Origin of the sequence: Chryseobacterium lactis (genome assembly GCF_003815875.1) — a bacterium.
Classification (GTDB): domain Bacteria; phylum Bacteroidota; class Bacteroidia; order Flavobacteriales; family Weeksellaceae; genus Chryseobacterium; species Chryseobacterium lactis.
On sequence record NZ_CP033924.1, the window covers coordinates 5,210,888 to 5,227,630 of the forward strand.

Sequence of the window (16,743 nt, forward strand, 5' to 3'; positions counted from 1 at the left end):
ATTAAAAACTAAACTGCAGGCAATTTAATTTTTCACGATAGATTTGCAAATACTTTTTAGGGAAATTGTTGTATTAGTCTCTAAAATATTTAATCACAAAATAACAAGCAATAATGAATAAAGAATCCGAACAAAAAATAAGATATATTTTCCAGAAACAAAAGGCTTTCTTCAAAACCAATCAAACAAAAGATATTGAATTCCGTAAGGCGCAACTGAGACATTTCCGTACAGTATTTGTCAATTATACAGATGCTCTTTGTGAGGCATTGGATATTGATTTGGGGAAAAGCAGAAAAGAAGCTGAATATGTGGAAATCCAGATTGTGCTCAGTGAGCTGGATTATTTATTAGAAAATATCGATGCCTGGGCTGTTCCGACACCGGTAGAATCAAAACCTCATCCTTCCGGAGCAAAAGTAGTAAGTAAGATAATGTATGAACCGTATGGCGTCAATTATATCATCGGACCTTTTAATTATCCTGTACAACTGACCTTCAGTCCTCTTATCGGTGCTTTAATTGCCGGAAATACTGCAATTATTAAACCTTCAGAAAATACACCTCATGTTGCACAGGTTCTTGAAAATATTGTAAAAGAGTCTTTCGATGAATCTTATGTAGCTGTTGTTCAAGGGGCCATTGAGGAAAACACATTGCTTTTGAGCCTTCCTTTTGATTATATATTCTTTACGGGAAGTCCGAATGTCGGAAAAATAGTAATGAAAGCCGCAGCAGAACAATTGATTCCTTTAACGCTTGAGCTCGGCGGAAAATCACCTACCATTGTTCATTCGGATGCAGACTTAGATAAGGCGGTGGCAAGAATATCCTACGGAAAATGGATCAACTGCGGGCAAACCTGCGTAGCTCCTGATTATATTTATGTCCATGAATCGGTAAAGGAGGATTTTATTAAAAAATTTAAAGCCTATTTAAAGGAAAGTTACCCGGACGGGTCCTTAGGAAAAATAGGTAAAATTGTTAACAAACAACAGATTAAAAATCTTGCCGGCTACCTGGAAGCTGCCCCGGAAAAAATAGTTTATGGCGGGCGCTATGATCCTGAAACGAGACATTTTGAAGCGACATTAATGGATCAGGTAAATTGGGATGACAAGGTGATGCAACAGGAAATTTTCGGACCTATCCTTCCGGTTATGGCATACAGTGACATCAATGAAGCTTTGGAGGAGATCAATAACCGTCCGAAACCTCTTGCTTTGTATGTTTTCACAGAAAACCAGGAATTTGCACAGGATGTTCTTAACCGGACAACCAGTGGTGATGCGGAAATCAACAGTGCCATCATCCATGTAGGTTCTCATTATTTACCTTTTGGAGGTGTTGGAACTTCGGGAATGGGAAAATATCATGGGAAATTCAGTTTTGAGAATTTCAGCCATAGCAGATCTGTACTGCAGGTAATTTAATTTTTTCTTCTATATAAAAAGATATAAGGCCGTTTTTTAGCAATAGAACGGTCCTTTTTTATCTTCATTTAATTACATTTTTTATCAGGAATAATTGCATTTTTCCTCCAAAAATAAGGCCTTAACAAACTTTAACCACATATAATTTTTACAATTCATTAATATTTAAGATATTTGCGCATTGTTTTAAAAATAAAGAATGAAAAAAATCTTTGTAGTATCATTCATATCAGTTGGATATTTTCTAAATGCACAGAGTTTAAGCAACTCACCATATGCAACATACGGAATTGGAGATGTAAAATATGATAATACGATCGAAACTGCTTCCATGGGAGGGATATCAACGGCTTTTATAAGTGACTTTACCAGCAGTTTTAATTTTGCGAACCCCGCAAATAACACCAACTTCGAACTGACAAGCATTAAGCTGGAAGCTACCAACGAAAACAATTATTTCAAATCGAATTATAACGATATGAAATCTACAAAGCATTCTACGTATCTTTCTAATATTGCTTTGGCATTCCCTATTTCTTCAAAAGTGAAAATGGGACTATCATATCAGCCTTACAGTTCTAAAGCTTATGATATTGTCACTGAAAAAAAATTAGATGACGGGACTCTTTATGAGAATAGATTCAACGGAAGTGGTACTTTAAATACTGCACAGGTTGCTGTATCCTATAAGATCAATCAGGAATTCGCTGTAGGAGCGAGAGCTAATCTTTATTTTGGAGATTTGTATGACCTTAATGAATTCCGTACTTCAAATTCAGAGTACATCAATGGTTATGAGATGAAAAACAGGGTAAGAAACTTTAATTTCACCTTAGGTACCAGTTATCAGAAATTGAATACCCGTACGGATAAGAAATTAACAATAGGAGCAACTGCTACTTTTGGGAACAGCAGTAATATGACTACTGATTATACCAATAGTACTTACAGATATACTGATACAGCAGGAAATAAAGTAGACCAAAGTATCCTTGAGGAAAAGAGCACAAGCTCTAAAAACCTTCTTCCATTACAGGCATCCTTAGGGGTTGGATATGGAAGTGAAAACCACTGGTTTGTTTCCGGTCAGGTTGATTATAAAAAAGGAGAAACGATTACTTATTTTGGCCAGACAAGACAATTCCAGGACAGCTACAGAGTTTCTGCCGGAGGATGGTACTTGCCAAACTATAATAACTTCAGAAGCTATTTTTCAAGAGTAATCTACCGATATGGGGCTTTCTATGAAAGAGGAAATCTTTCCATCAACGGAGACGGACAACTTGATCCAAATGGTAAAAGCATCAATAAATTTGGTATTACCGCAGGGGTAATGCTTCCTTTCAAAAACAGCAGTATTACAAGAATGAGTGGTCTTGAACTTGGAATAGAGCTTGGTAAGAGAGGAACGCTTCAAAACAATCTAATCAACCAAAATTTCATTAACTTTAAAATTGGTTTCAACTTTGCTGATAAGTGGTTCAGAAAAGCTCTTTATAACTAGAATGAAATTTTCAAAAAAAATATCATATAAAAATATAGCATGCCTTTTTAGTTGTGCTATATTTTTTATATTGACATCCTGTGAAGAAGATCTTACGAAAAGAAATGGAAGCCAAAGTAAAAACTTTCCTTCACAGATTATTAATAATGCCTATATCGTGCAGCGTGATTCCGGCTTTGTAACCCTGAAAGCCAAAGCTCCTATTATAGAAAAATATGAACTTATAGACAGTGCATATACGATAGCAAGAAAAGGAATCAACATTGAGTTTTTTGACAAGAAAAAACCTAAGGTACCCGGAACCATTAAAGCTAAATATGCTAAATTTTACGATTACAAAAAGTTTTATGAGGCAAAAGGCGATGTAAGGATTACTACCAACGAAGGGCAGAAGTTTGCCATGCAAAGCGTCTATTGGGATCAAAGAAAAAACAGGATCTATACAAAAGATACGGTTTATGTAACGATGGAAGACGGTTCTACTCTGGTAGGAGCCAATGGGATGACTGCCAAAGACGACTTTTCCGAATATACTTTTTACAACAATTCAGGAGACTTCAGTTCGAAAAGAATTTCTGAAAACAAAAAATAAATTCCATCATCATGAAAACTCTGGCTATAGGATTGATGTCCGGTACAAGCTTAGACGGTTTGGATATTTGCCTTGCTGAGTTTGAAAAGCAGGATAAATGGACATTTCAGATCCTGAAAGCAGAAACCCTGCCCTATTCTGTTGATTGGGAAAATAAGCTTAAAAATTCTATTTATCTGTCAGCAGATGAACTGCTGGAACTTCATTCTGAATATGGTTTTTATCTTGGACAGCAAGTTCAACAATTTATCGAAAAGCATCAGCTTAAGAATATTGATCTGATTGCCTCTCATGGCCATACTGTTTTCCATCAACCGAAAAGAAAATTTACGCTACAAATAGGTGATGGAAGGGCTATTAAATTAGAAACCGGTTTACCTGTTATTTATGATTTCAGGAGCCAGGATGTGCTGATGGAGGGAAATGGCGCTCCTCTTGTACCTATAGGTGATCAGCTTCTTTTTTCTGAATATCATGCCTGCCTTAATCTGGGCGGATTTTCTAATATTTCTTTACAATCCGGCAATCAAAGAATTGCTTTTGACATTTCTCCTGTTAATATTGTATTGAATAGATTGTCTCAGCAGCTGAATAAAACCTTTGACGAAAACGGTGAGATGGCTAGAAAAGGTCAACTCAATGAAATAGTATTAAAACAACTCAATGCTCTGGATTTCTATCACCATCCTCACCCTAAATCGTTGGGTATTGAATGGTGTAATCAACTTGTATTTCCAATCCTTGAAAATACAGATCCTTTAGATTCACTAGCCACTTTTACGGAGCATATTGCTCAACAGATTTCGAAAGTTATCAATGAGAATGAGATCAAAGATATACTTTTTACCGGTGGTGGTGCTTACAACTCTTTTTTAGTTGAATCCATAAGAGCAAAGACAACATCTGAAATTATCATCCCCAAAAAAGAGACCATCGAATACAAAGAAGCATTGATCTTCGCTTTTATGGGTGTTTTAAAGATGAATAATGAAATAAATGTTCTTTCATCCGCTACAGGAAGTACTTCTGATCATTGCTCCGGAGTGATCGCTTAATTAAACCATTAAATTCTACCAATAACCTGCTACTTCTGTCAATGAAATAGTAAGGATAATCATGGACCTCTACCCTTTCATTTTCATAAACAACACGTTTTTATTTCGGAAAAACGGTCTGTCATATATAATGCGACACCTTCTGTCGCTTTGTCATATTAATTTTGCAATACTACTTTAAACTACGTATAAAATTCTCAACAAAGGGAGGTATAAAAAGTAATATCTTAGCGATCTCAGAAAAAGAAATAAAAAATTAATAAACAAACAACACAGCCATGAAAAAGCTCTATACGGGTGCATTATTCTTATGTGCTACTTCAGTGCTATATTCTCAGGACGTAATTTGGCAAAAAGACATCAAATCCTCTACCCAGGATTTCTTAAGCCAGGTGACTACAACTATTGATCAACAATACCTTATTACAGGAAGTAGTATCCAGTCAAAAAGCCAATCGTCAAATGCCAGCAGCCAGCGGCTCAATAACGGTTATGATTTTCATCTGGTAAAGCTCAACCAACAAGGAGAACAGGTTTGGGAAAAGTATTTCTCAGGATCAAACCATGACTATTTATCAGCTACAGTGACCACTCAGGATGGTGGGTTCCTGCTTGCCGGAACTTCTTATTCAGGAAAGGGACTCGATAAAAAAGAGGATTCGAAAGGAGGATCTGATATCTGGCTGATCAGAATCAATGAGTTTGGTGATGAACTGTGGCAAAAAACGTTGGGAAGCTCTTCGGATGAAGAGGCCCGGGCAGTTATTCAAACCACGGATTTGGGATTTTTTATTGCCGGATCCTTCGTCTCCGCTCAGGATTCTAAATTGAAAGGGTATGGTTCAAAAGATGTTTTGGTTACCAGGCTTGACAAAGACGGGAAAGAACTTTCTCAGCTTATTTTAGGAGGAAGAGGTTTAGACGAAGTGGAAAAAATGATTCCTACTAAAGACGGAGGAGCTTTACTGGGAATTTATTCCCGAAGCACTGCTATTAGCAATCAGCAATCAGTAATGAGTAATAAAGAGCAGTCTGGTACAAAATCGACCTCAATAGCTACCAGCCATATGCCAAAAGCCAGCGGCAATTTTGGTGAAGGTGACTATTGGATCGTAAAACTGGATAAAAACGGTAAAGTTGAATGGGAAAAGAACTTTGGTGGCAAAGGTGATGATCACATCAGAACTTTAGCCTTAACATCAAACGGTTTCATTATCGGTGGAGAATCCAGATCGGAAAGATCGGGAAATAAATCAGTAGGTATTGAAGATGGAACCGATCTGTGGTTAATCTCTTTGAATGAAAGAGGTGATGAGCAATGGCAGAAATCTTACAATTTTGGAAAAAGAGATATTCTAATGGGAATGAACGTTATTCATTCGTCTGATGATCAATCTTCAAAAGGAATTTTGTTGGGTGGTTACACTCAGGCGGAAGGAAGCCCTTCGTCTACGCTTAAGATAGAAAAAGATGATGAAACGTTTTGGATGCTTTACCTGGATGGAAACGGCAATGAGCAGTGGAGAAAGCATGTGAGCGGAGAATCGAGACAAAAAGAAGAAAGACTTTCGGACCTGAAATTAAACAAAGATGGTTCGATTATATTAGCCGGAACGAGTGCCAAAGAATTAGGAAAAGAAAACTGGAAGATTATAAAACTGGGCGACAAACAAGTTGACCAGCTGATCCCGAAATATGACATCAAGATTTATCCAAATCCTGTTTCGGATTATGCGTATGTAGAAATCAGTTTTGATTTTAAAGAAGCGGATATTTTATTGTATGACATGAGTGGGAGACAGCTTCAGAGCTTGAAAACAAAGAATAAGGTGACTAAGATTAATACGCAGGCTTTGGTGCAGGGAGCTTATCTGGTGGTGATAAAAACGGATAGTGATAAAACGGCGAATGCTAAGCTGATTAAAAAATAAATAACAATGAGAATATTAAATAAAATAGTATGGGTGGGAATTACCATTGCCACCACTTTATTATATGGGCAAGCAAGCGAAATTAGTTTTGGGGATTTCCCTAAACCGGTGCCTTCCGTTTCATCCTTATCCACCTATGTCAATTCTCCAATGTCTAATGCATCAGGAATTCCCGGTATTTCTATTCCGTTATTACAGTTACCAACATACAATGGAGATGTCAACCTGAGCATAGGACTTTCCTATAATCCAATGAATGTTTCCGAATATGAACCAGCCAGCCAAACAGGAACTGGATGGTCTTTATTTGCAGGGAGTGTTATTTCCAGAAGTATTGTTGCGGGGATTGATGAAGCATATGATGACGTAAATTATTCTAAGTATATAAAGAATACATTTGATGATATTTATTATTATAATCTTCCCGGAATATCAGGAAAGTTCCGGTTTAAAAGAAATATTGACAATAATACTTTTGAATTAATCAATCTTACTTCAAATAAAGTTAAGATAACATATATCGCTGAAAACAATACTGCAACTCTTATTGTACAATCATTTACCATTATTGATGAAAAAGGGATACAATATATTTTTAATGATTTTAGCAGAAGTAATAAGAATCAGGATGACTTTACCCTTGGTGGTAAAGTATACAAATCCGCATTTTATTTAACGCAAATAAAGGATTCCAATAATGGTGAAGTTGCTAATTTTTCCTACCAAAAAGATACCAGGTATAAAACAGGAAGCTCAACAATCTCCTACGAAATCTGTAAGCTAAAGACCATCTCCTCTCCAGGAGTAGGGAAACTCGAAATTAGTTATGTGTATGATCCTAGTATGGAGAGAACGATGAATGATCCCTATCAGGTGGATAAGATAACGCTAAAGGATAATTACAGCCATCTGATTTCAGGTTACAGCTTTGAGTATTCATTATTAAGTTATGCTTATTCTCATGGCGATCCGTTTATGAATGGAACATCTAAAAGGTCCCTTAAAAAAGTTAAAAAGCTTGATAAAAATTCCATTGTTACAGAAACCACGGAATTTGAATATGCAGATGTTCCTGTTCCGACGCCACCTCTTTCGGGTATAGATTTAAACAGTTTATGTTACAATTATTCCACTTATGTCAGACCTCAAAATATAGGAATCCTCAAAAGAATCATTAATCCTTCAGGTGGAGTTGTTGAATATAATTTTGAGCCTCATCAAGTTTATTTTGATCACTCCAGCAGTACTTATCTGGATACAATTCTGTATGGGGATCGCTATAGTGATCCTGAAGTTCAATACCTGGATTCAGTTCTTGATATTGTATACAATACCAAACAATCTACCAGCTATAATTTTACCGTTACAGGTCCTAAAACAAGAAAAATATTTATAGCCTTTGGAACAGATGTATTATTTCCTCCGCCCTTATATTGGGATACCAATACGCCAACTTATGTAGACTATTTTATACAAGGTGCAGGTGGGCAAATTTATGGAGCTACATGCGGACCTAATACGTTCACAAGAGAGTTTGACCTTTCGCCCGGAACCTACACCCTCCAGATAACAGGTTCCGGAGGCAGAGGAATGGCTAATATTATGAAATTGGAACATCTTCCCCTGCCTTTTAAAGATATCGCTTACGGAGCAGGTGTAAGAATTGGTAACATCAAGCACTACAAAAGTAGATTAGAGTCTGTACCGGTAAGTACTATAAAATATGAATACAGTAATTTCACTGATAGTAATTCATCATCCGGATATATGTACTATCCCGAAGTAGATGAACGCGCCGAATATTACACACTTTATAAAAATGTTAAGGTGAGCAGTTCCCAGGATAACAACGGATATATAAAATATTATTATCAGACTCCGGATGATTTTCCTCAGATTCCATATACAGGAGGCGGGGTTAATGATAAATTCTGGCCCTATTATGCTATTACCAATGGCGGGTTATTGGATAAAAAAGAAGTTTATAACGATCAGAATAAACTTCTAGTATCTGAAAAGATTGATTATACCTTTGATGTAATTCCTGGTGCTGCAGATTATTTAATTCGTAGTGGGGTCTATTCAAAATTGGGATGGTTAAAAAAAGCAGTAAATACTTCGACATCTTATTTTGAAAATGGAAAAACCTTAACGGATAACTCTGAAACAGAATATACAAGCTTTAATTTTCAACCTAAAATAACGAGAAAAAATATTGAGGGAAATATTGAGGAAAAAATATTTACCTATCCTGAAACGGGATATACAAACCTTTCCAATGCGCATATCCTGAATATTCCGGTTGTTGTTGAGGGAAAATTAAATGGAAATCTGGTCTCCCGTAGTGAGACTCAATATAATAATTCTTCTTCTACCAGGCCGACTTCCATTATCTCTTCTAATATTGGAAATACAGCAGTAAAAACAGCTACGATAGACCTGTATGATGAAAAAGGAAACATCCTTCAGTATACAGGCGCTGATGGTATGGTGACAGCAACAGTATTTGGCTATAATAAAAAACTTCCTATTGCGAAGATAGAAGGAGCAACGTATGCCCAGGTATCAAGTTTAATGGCAACTATTGTAAATGCTTCTGATTCAGATGCTGCGGATCCTTCTAAGGAATCAGAGCTTCTGGCTGCGTTGGATGATTTTAGAAACAATAGCCAATTAAAAGACTTTCAGATCACTACATATACTTATGATCCTCTAATTGGGGCAACTACAGTCACTCCAACAACCGGGATACGGGAAATTTATAAATATGATTCCCAAAATAGGCTTATACAGATCCTAGATATGAAAGGAATGATTTTAAAAGAATACAAATACAACTATAAAAATTAAGCAGATGAAGAAAATAATAATATCGTCACTGTTATTTGTAACCAGTATTTTTCAGGCACAGACTAACACCGAAAATTATATACAGAACCGGGTTTATCTTGAGCCTACCGCGACAACGAATACTTCAATAAAACAGGTTCAGACCGTTACATATTTTGATGGTCTTGGACGCTCCATGCAGGAGGTGGCTGTAAAAGCCTCACCCACAGGGAAGGATATAGTCTCCTTTTTTGAATATGATGATTTAGGAAGACGTACTAAGGATTACTTTCCGATACCACAAAAAGGAACGCAGTCCGGAAATATTTATCCCACCCATTTGAACAACAAAACAGATGTATACGGTTCCGAAAAAATCTACTCTGAAAATGTAGTTGAAAACTCACCTTTAAAGAGAATTCAACAGCAACTACTTCCCGGAAATGATTGGAGTGCAAAATCAACTGCTTTTGGATATGATGTCAATACAGCCGGGGAGGTTAAAAAATATAATATTTCAACGAGTTGGACAGAAGGCCGAACGGAAAGCAGCTTATCTCAATCCGGAAACTATTCTCCGGGAACCCTGTATAAAAGCTCTATAGTTGATGAAGATGGAAATAAATCTGAAGTATTTAAGGATAAAAAAGGCCAGACCATATTGGTAAGGAAAAATACAGGAACAGAAAGTATTGATACTTACTATATATACAATGAATATGGGCAACTCGTATATACACTCCCTCCATTAGCTGTTCAGGCAGCTATAAACACCTCAACGCTGGACAATCTGTGCTATCAATACCGCTATGATAACTGGGGAAGGTTGGTAGAAAAAAAGCTACCCGGTAAAGACTGGGAGTATATGGTGTATGATAAACAGAACCGATTGGTGGCAACTCAGGATGCTAATCTGAAAGAAAAAGGACAATGGCTGTATACCAAATATGATAAATTTGGAAGAATTGCTTATACAGGGATAAATACCGGAGGAACAAGATCACAAGAGCAAACTGAAGCTAATACTTTTGGTAGTAATAATGTAGACCGGGGAAACTCTGTATTTTTTAACAGACAGGGTATGGATGTCTATTATGGTAGTTCTGACCTTACCTATCCTAAGTCTCCCACCTGGGTTACGCTGTTATCCTTAAACTATTATGATACCTATCCCGGATATAGCTTTTCGCCTGTGGTTCCTCAATCTATACAAGGCGAAGAAGTTCTCAAGGACACTCCAAAGAATGGGATGAGTACCAAGGGCCTTCCTGTGATCAGCCTGACCAAAAACATTGAGGATGATAACTGGACAAAAAGTTATATTTACTATGATTTTAAAGGCCGGGTTATAGGTGGACATTCCACTAACCATCTGGGTGGCTATACCAGGACGGAAACAGCCCTGGATTTTGCCGGCATGGCAAAGCAAAGCAAAACCTACCATAAAAGACTGGAATCTGATGTTGAAAAAGTAATCACCCAGACTTTTACCTACGATGCCCAAAACAGATTACTGCTTCACAAGCATCAGGTGGATAACAATCCTGAGGAAATTCTGTCTCAGAATGAGTACAATGAGCTTTCTCAGCTAAAAAATAAAAAAGTAGGTGGTACCAATATCACTCAGCCATTGCAGAGCATTGATTATACCTATAATATCAGAGGCTGGCTGACAAAAATCAATGATCCTTCTGATCTGAATGGAAAATTGTTCGGCTATGCAATAAAGTATGCCAGTCCTGTTAATCCTAATGTCGCTCCTGGTAAATTCAATGGGACTATTACAGAAGTGGATTGGAAAAATGCATCAGAAGATGTGTTAAAACGATATGATTACTCCTATGATACTACAGGAAGGTTACAGAATGCCATTTATTCAGAACCTAATTCAGCAAATCCATTTAATAATTACTATAACGAAAACCTTACCTATGATCTGAATGGAAATATCAAAACCCTTAAAAGAAATGCTTTTCCGGTAACCGGTAATACCGCTACACTGGTAGATGATCTGGTATACCAATATACAGGTAACCGATTGGATAAGGTTTTGGAAAATGCATTAAATGATACAGGCTATGAAGGAGGAAACAATCCTGTTTCCTATGATCTGAATGGCAATATGACCAATATGCTGGATAAGAATATTCAGTCTATTGCCTATAATTACCTGAATTTATCCAATGAATTCTGGATAAAACAGACCAATTCAACCGGTCAGTTTACAACAACCTCTATCAGCTACCTGTATAGTGCCGATGGAGAAAAGCTTCGAAAGACTTATTTTAGTTCTCCTCCAAGAGGTTCGGGGACAACCCGAATGACGGATTACCTGGATGGCTTCCAATATAATTATGTGGATAAAGGAAGTGTTTGTCTAACCTGTAGAACAGAATCTGCTTATGAAGAACAGGCCTATAAGGCTGGTCTGGGACCTGTAATACCCGGTATTCCTACCTGGAAATTAGATTTTGTATCTACAGCGCAAGGCTTTTACAGTTTCACAGAAAACCGTTATATTTACCAGTACAACGACCACCTTGGAAATACCAGGGTAAGTTTTGCAAAAAACAGCGCAGGAGCTCCTGAAATTACCGATACCAATAACTATTATCCGTTTGGATTAAATCATACCGGAGGAAACGGAATTAACAATTCTAAGTTTGGTGGACTTTATTCCTATAAGTACAATGGGAAGGAGCTTCAGGAAACCGGGCTCTTTGATTATGGATGGAGGCAATATATGCCTGATCTTGGAAGATGGAATGGCTTAGATCAACTGGCGGAAAGTTATCATTCTACATCGCCCTATGCTTATGTAGCAAATAATCCTGTTTCCCTAACTGATCCTGATGGGAGGTGGATAGATGATTCAGGGCATATTGTCGATACTTCCGGACAGACTTATGGTTTTCTGGGATCATCTACTAAACCCAAACAAGCTACCAACTATTTAGGTACAGGACTGGGAGAAGGTGGTGGCAGTAATTATACTCCATTTGGACAGACTCAGGCATATGCAGATATAATGACTGCATTTGGAAATGGGAAAACAGGAGACGCAACAATTCAAAATGGATCTCTAAGCTGGCGGACAAGCAATGGTAGTGATGGAGTAATTGAGCTTCCTGAGGTTGTATTGTCTGGAACCAGTAGTCTTCTTTTTGGATTGCAACTGCGTAATCATGTAAATGCCTACATGAAGGAATGGAATGCCCAAAGTAATCTTGATTGGAAAAGAAGGACTTGTGGACATTGTTTTGATGGTCCTATAAAATATATGGGAGGACCTGGTGATCCTTTTGGTTTTTTTGAGGGAATAGGAATGGCGATTTCAGGTTCGGATAATTCCGGGATGAAACTTGCGGCATTACCACTGTTAGTTTTGACAAAGAATGGTGATGATGCTTTAAAACTATTAGCTGTAGAAAAAAGTATTCTTAAAGAGGAAGCAAAAGCAATTTCAAAAAATGCAGTAGCTAAAAATGGAACATTAAATGCCGGACCTTTCGCAGGTGAAGGGCTTGTAGCAAAAAATGGAAAAAGTAGAAATTTTACTGTTGATGAAAGAAAAATTATTAATGAACAGGGATATAGTTTGGGTTGCCACACATGTGGACAAACAAGTCCAGGGACTAAATCAGGTAATTTTATTTTAGATCATCAACCTGCAAATGCTTTAATCCCAAGTGGATGGCCTCAAACCTTTTACCCTCATTGTAGGTTTTGCAGCTCAAGTCAAGGTGGGATTATTGGAGGAATGAAAAAACAAGGTATTTTACCAAAGATAAGTAATTAATATAATTACAATTATGATAATATATAAAGAAATTGAAATAAACATAAATGACAATGTTTATATTAAAACCAAAGGGTTAACGTCTTACATAGGTAAGGAAATAAGAATAATTAAGGGTATCAATGATCAAGATGATTATTTAAGTGTTATAAAATTTATTGTTGATTATATTATTGAGAATAGACCAGTAATTTCTGATAAAGAGAATATTGCATATTACTCGTGGCTATTGCAGTTTCGATTAGATGAAAATTTCTATGATATATATGAAATAAATTCTGATGGAAGTGAATTCAATAAAGGTTGTGATACTGCAATTTTAATTATTAGAAATCAGTCGGAAATATGTGCACATTTTGGATTGCCTACTCAATTTCCCAATTTCAATCAAATGGTTGTTATTTCTAAAGGAGTTTACGAAGGAAAAGATATAGAGGCGATTAGGTATGAATCACCTGAAAATATGTCAGGATGGTGGTTAATTACTGATGATTACGATGATAATATCGAATCTTTAACAACGGTTCATTATCATCATGTTGCATTTGCACGTCCTGATATTTTGGGATATTTAGCACTACCTTTTGGATATAGATTCTTAATGAAAAATGAAAAAATTAGTGTTTCAAAGGATTAAACTATGATATTAAAATGTTATAAAAATCAACTATATTGGAGTTTATGACGAATCTTGCCAAATTCGATCCTTCGATAATGAATCTGAAGTAGTTGAAATCTATCTGAAACAACCTTTAAAAATTGATAGTGAATTAGTTTTTTTTGAAATTGAAAATACAGAAGGAAATTATGAATACTCTAACAATGTAATTAAATACACAAATTTGTTCGATTTCTATTATTTTTTGGATGTTATTGAAGAGTCAAACGAAGTAAAAAGCAATCAATGAATGATGAAGATTTAACCAAACTCCCTTATAACTATATAATTAATGATGCTAATAAAGTGAAATAATGAGAGAGAACGTTTAGAATTGAATGTCATCCTGCTGGAACGAGCGTTTAATTCGTGCTCTTTAAAGAAAAGTAAAGACCACTGCATTGCGGTGGTTTTACTATAATAAACCGTTATATTTACCATTATAAAGACCATTTGGACACACAAGTAAAAGAAAAGCTTTTACGAAGGCTGCGAACGCAGTTCAGTACGGGTAAGTTTCGCCAGAAACAGCGCAGGAACTCCTGAAATTACCGATACCAATAACTATTACCCATTTGGATTAAATCATACCGGAGGAAACGGAATTAACAATTCTAAGTTTGGTGGACTTTATTCCTATAAGTACAATGGGAAGGAGCTTCAGGAAACCGGACTCTTTGATTATGGATGGAGGCAATATATGCCTGATCTTGGAAGATGGAATGGCTTAGATCAACTGGCGGAAAGTTATTCTTCTTTAAGCCCTTATGCCTATGTAGCAAATAATCCTGTTTCCCTAACTGATCCTGATGAGAGGTGGATAGATGATTCAGGGCATATTGTTGATACTTCCGGACAGACTTATGGTTTTCTGGGATCATCTACTAAACCCCAACAAGCTACCAACTATTTAGGTACAGGACTGGGAGAAGGTGGTGGCAGTAATTATACTCCATTTGGACAGACTCAGGCATATTCTGATATAATGACTGCTTTTAAAAATGGAGGAACAGCAGAATTGGTGAACCAAAATGGTACTTTAAAATGGTAGACAGATTATAATGATCCTAATACAGGGATTAAAGGTGTTGGCCAATTTAATATGATGATGTTATCTAATAATAACAATGATTATTGGGGTTTATTAAATAATGCAAGTACAGTTCAATCTTATACCACAAATGGAATTGGATTAACTTTAGGAACTACTGCTCAAGTATCAAATGACCTCGTAGATGCAGGCAAAATGATAAAAACATCTAATATTTTCAGAACTTACAACTTATATAGGAGTAATGGCTATTTGAATGGGAACAAATATATTTCAGGTGCAAAGTTTTTGAAAAATGTAAAAACTATCAATGCTTTGAATAATACTAAAGTTGTAAAAGGAGTTGCAAGATTGGGATTGTTGATTTCATTTGAACAATTCAGAGAATCTCACCATCCAGGATATATATCAAGAGGTATTGCAAGTTTTGCTTCTGGATATATACCATATGTAGGTCCTGCTATATCTTTGGGCATTGATAATACTGACGTAAATTATTGGAATATATGGACATGGGGAGCTATGAATAGAGGTAGCAATCATTATGATTATTTAAACCTTGAGAATTAATGTAAAAACTTTATGAATAAAATTAAAAATGCGTATTTGTACGCTTACTATGAGTGTTATTTGCAAACACATATTTATTATAAAACACATAAAAATAAAAATTTTTATTCTTCTGCCACTTTAGGTTTTGTACTTTTTTTATTACTGGTTTTCCCCTTAGTTATTTTCTTGGGAAATAAATTTGAAATTGGGAAATGGATGTATTTAATATTAATAGGTGTTGCCTATGGTCACTTATATTTTGATTCTTGGTTAATAGGTGATGATGATTTGACAGAAAAGATTAATGCTTTTTATGCAAATAAAAAAACTGTTAAAGAATCAAGAAACATTGTGTTAATCTTTGTATTCCTATGCATTATGTTCTGGATATTTGCAATAAAATATGATTACTATTAATTTTTGACAATTCTAATAATGTTGGTAATAAAATATCAGTAAAATCCCCTTGGCCTAAACCATATTTCAAATTCGTTCAGCAATTCAGGTTTCGGAAGTTTCTACAGCTATAAGTACAATGGCAAAGAAATTCAGGAAACGTGGATGCATGACTACGGCTGGCGGCAGTATATGTCCGATCTTGGAAGATGGAATGGCTTAGATCAACTGGCGGAAAGTTATTCTTCTATAAGCCCTTATGCCTATGTAGCAAATAATCCTGTTTCCCTAACTGATCCTGATGGGAGGTGGATAGATGATTCAGGGCATATTGTTGATACTTCTGGACAGACTTATGGTTTTCTGGGATCATCTACTAAACCCAAACAAGCTACCAACTATTTAGGTACAGGACTGGGCGAAGGTGGTGGCAGTAATTATACTCCATTTGGACAGACTCAGGCATATGCAGATATAATGACTGCATTTGGAAATGGGAAAACAGGAGACGCAACAATTCAAAATGGATCTCTAAGCTGGCGGACAAGCAATGGTAGTGAAGAAACCAGGGCTTGTAAATGCTGAAATCCAAACAGAAAAGAATCTGGCATTAGGCTTAGGTGATGATTTGTTCAATTTCGCAGAAAAAAATTCATTTCATACGTACAGAGATTTTTCTGTAGGATTTAATCAAAGTAAGATATTAGACGCTATGAATAGTTACAATAAAATACATTTTAATACAACGGGGTTTGGAAAAATAAATTTTTCAAGATTTGATCCAACAGCTCCTCTTACATATAGAAACTATACGAATTGGGAGATGCATACTATTATGAATAATCCTGCCTTATTAGAAAAAACAATTTTTTATAGAAAAGCTACTGATGGTAGTTATCAGATATTACACAGTTATTCACCATTTTATTAAAAAAAATAAAGT

Annotated in this window: 13 protein-coding genes; all 13 read left to right on the top strand. The window is 36.0% G+C overall.

The window, feature by feature from the left end; all coding sequences use genetic code 11:
• Nucleotides 1-113 precede the first annotated feature (113 nt).
• The 13 genes from mdlD (at nt 114) to EG342_RS23285 (ending at nt 16,731) form a co-directional block, all read left to right on the top strand.
• Nucleotides 114-1,433, top strand: coding sequence for an NAD(P)-dependent benzaldehyde dehydrogenase MdlD (gene mdlD / locus EG342_RS23225; RefSeq protein ID WP_103290360.1), 1,320 nt, complete (start codon nt 114-116; stop codon nt 1,431-1,433).
• A gap of 199 nt (nt 1,434-1,632) precedes the next feature.
• On the top strand, nt 1,633-2,937 hold the full coding sequence (locus EG342_RS23230) for a hypothetical protein (protein WP_103290363.1): 1,305 nt from the start codon (nt 1,633-1,635) through the stop codon (nt 2,935-2,937).
• Between the two features lies 1 nt (nt 2,938).
• The gene (gene lptC, locus EG342_RS23235) at nt 2,939-3,529 is read left to right on the top strand and encodes an LPS export ABC transporter periplasmic protein LptC (RefSeq protein ID WP_103290366.1); all 591 of its coding nucleotides are present in this window, start codon (nt 2,939-2,941) and stop codon (nt 3,527-3,529) included.
• 11 nt (nt 3,530-3,540) lie between these two features.
• Nucleotides 3,541-4,584: an anhydro-N-acetylmuramic acid kinase gene (locus EG342_RS23240; protein WP_103290369.1), complete on the top strand. Its 1,044-nt coding sequence runs from the start codon at nt 3,541-3,543 to the stop codon at nt 4,582-4,584.
• 278 nt (nt 4,585-4,862) lie between these two features.
• On the top strand, nt 4,863-6,515 hold the full coding sequence (locus EG342_RS23245; protein ID WP_103290372.1) for a T9SS type A sorting domain-containing protein: 1,653 nt from the start codon (nt 4,863-4,865) through the stop codon (nt 6,513-6,515).
• Nucleotides 6,516-6,521: 6 nt separating this feature from the next.
• Nucleotides 6,522-9,365 (top strand): hypothetical protein, encoded by a 2,844-nt coding sequence (locus EG342_RS23250; protein WP_103290376.1) that lies wholly within the window; start codon nt 6,522-6,524, stop codon nt 9,363-9,365.
• A 4-nt stretch (nt 9,366-9,369) separates the two neighbouring features.
• Nucleotides 9,370-13,143 carry a DUF6443 domain-containing protein gene (locus EG342_RS23255; RefSeq protein WP_103290380.1) on the top strand — a complete coding sequence of 1,258 codons (3,774 nt, stop codon included), beginning with the start codon at nt 9,370-9,372 and terminating at the stop codon, nt 13,141-13,143.
• Between the two features lie 13 nt (nt 13,144-13,156).
• Nucleotides 13,157-13,780 carry an immunity protein Imm33 domain-containing protein gene (locus EG342_RS23260; RefSeq protein WP_103290382.1) on the top strand — a complete coding sequence of 208 codons (624 nt, stop codon included), beginning with the start codon at nt 13,157-13,159 and terminating at the stop codon, nt 13,778-13,780.
• 568 nt (nt 13,781-14,348) lie between these two features.
• Nucleotides 14,349-14,852: an RHS repeat-associated core domain-containing protein gene (locus tag EG342_RS23265; protein ID WP_103290385.1), complete on the top strand. Its 504-nt coding sequence runs from the start codon at nt 14,349-14,351 to the stop codon at nt 14,850-14,852.
• A 51-nt stretch (nt 14,853-14,903) separates the two neighbouring features.
• A complete protein-coding gene (locus EG342_RS23270) occupies nt 14,904-15,422 on the top strand; it encodes a hypothetical protein (RefSeq protein WP_103290387.1) in 519 nt (172 codons plus the stop codon).
• 12 nt (nt 15,423-15,434) lie between these two features.
• Entirely contained in the window at nt 15,435-15,821 is a 387-nt protein-coding gene (locus EG342_RS23275; protein WP_103290389.1) for a hypothetical protein, read from the top strand.
• Nucleotides 15,822-15,884: 63 nt separating this feature from the next.
• On the top strand, nt 15,885-16,385 hold the full coding sequence (locus EG342_RS23280) for an RHS repeat-associated core domain-containing protein (protein WP_262696924.1): 501 nt from the start codon (nt 15,885-15,887) through the stop codon (nt 16,383-16,385).
• The gene (locus EG342_RS23285; RefSeq protein WP_103290392.1) at nt 16,351-16,731 is read left to right on the top strand and encodes a hypothetical protein; all 381 of its coding nucleotides are present in this window, start codon (nt 16,351-16,353) and stop codon (nt 16,729-16,731) included. Before EG342_RS23280 ends, EG342_RS23285 begins: the two co-directional genes overlap by 35 nt.
• Nucleotides 16,732-16,743: the final 12 nt, after the last annotated feature.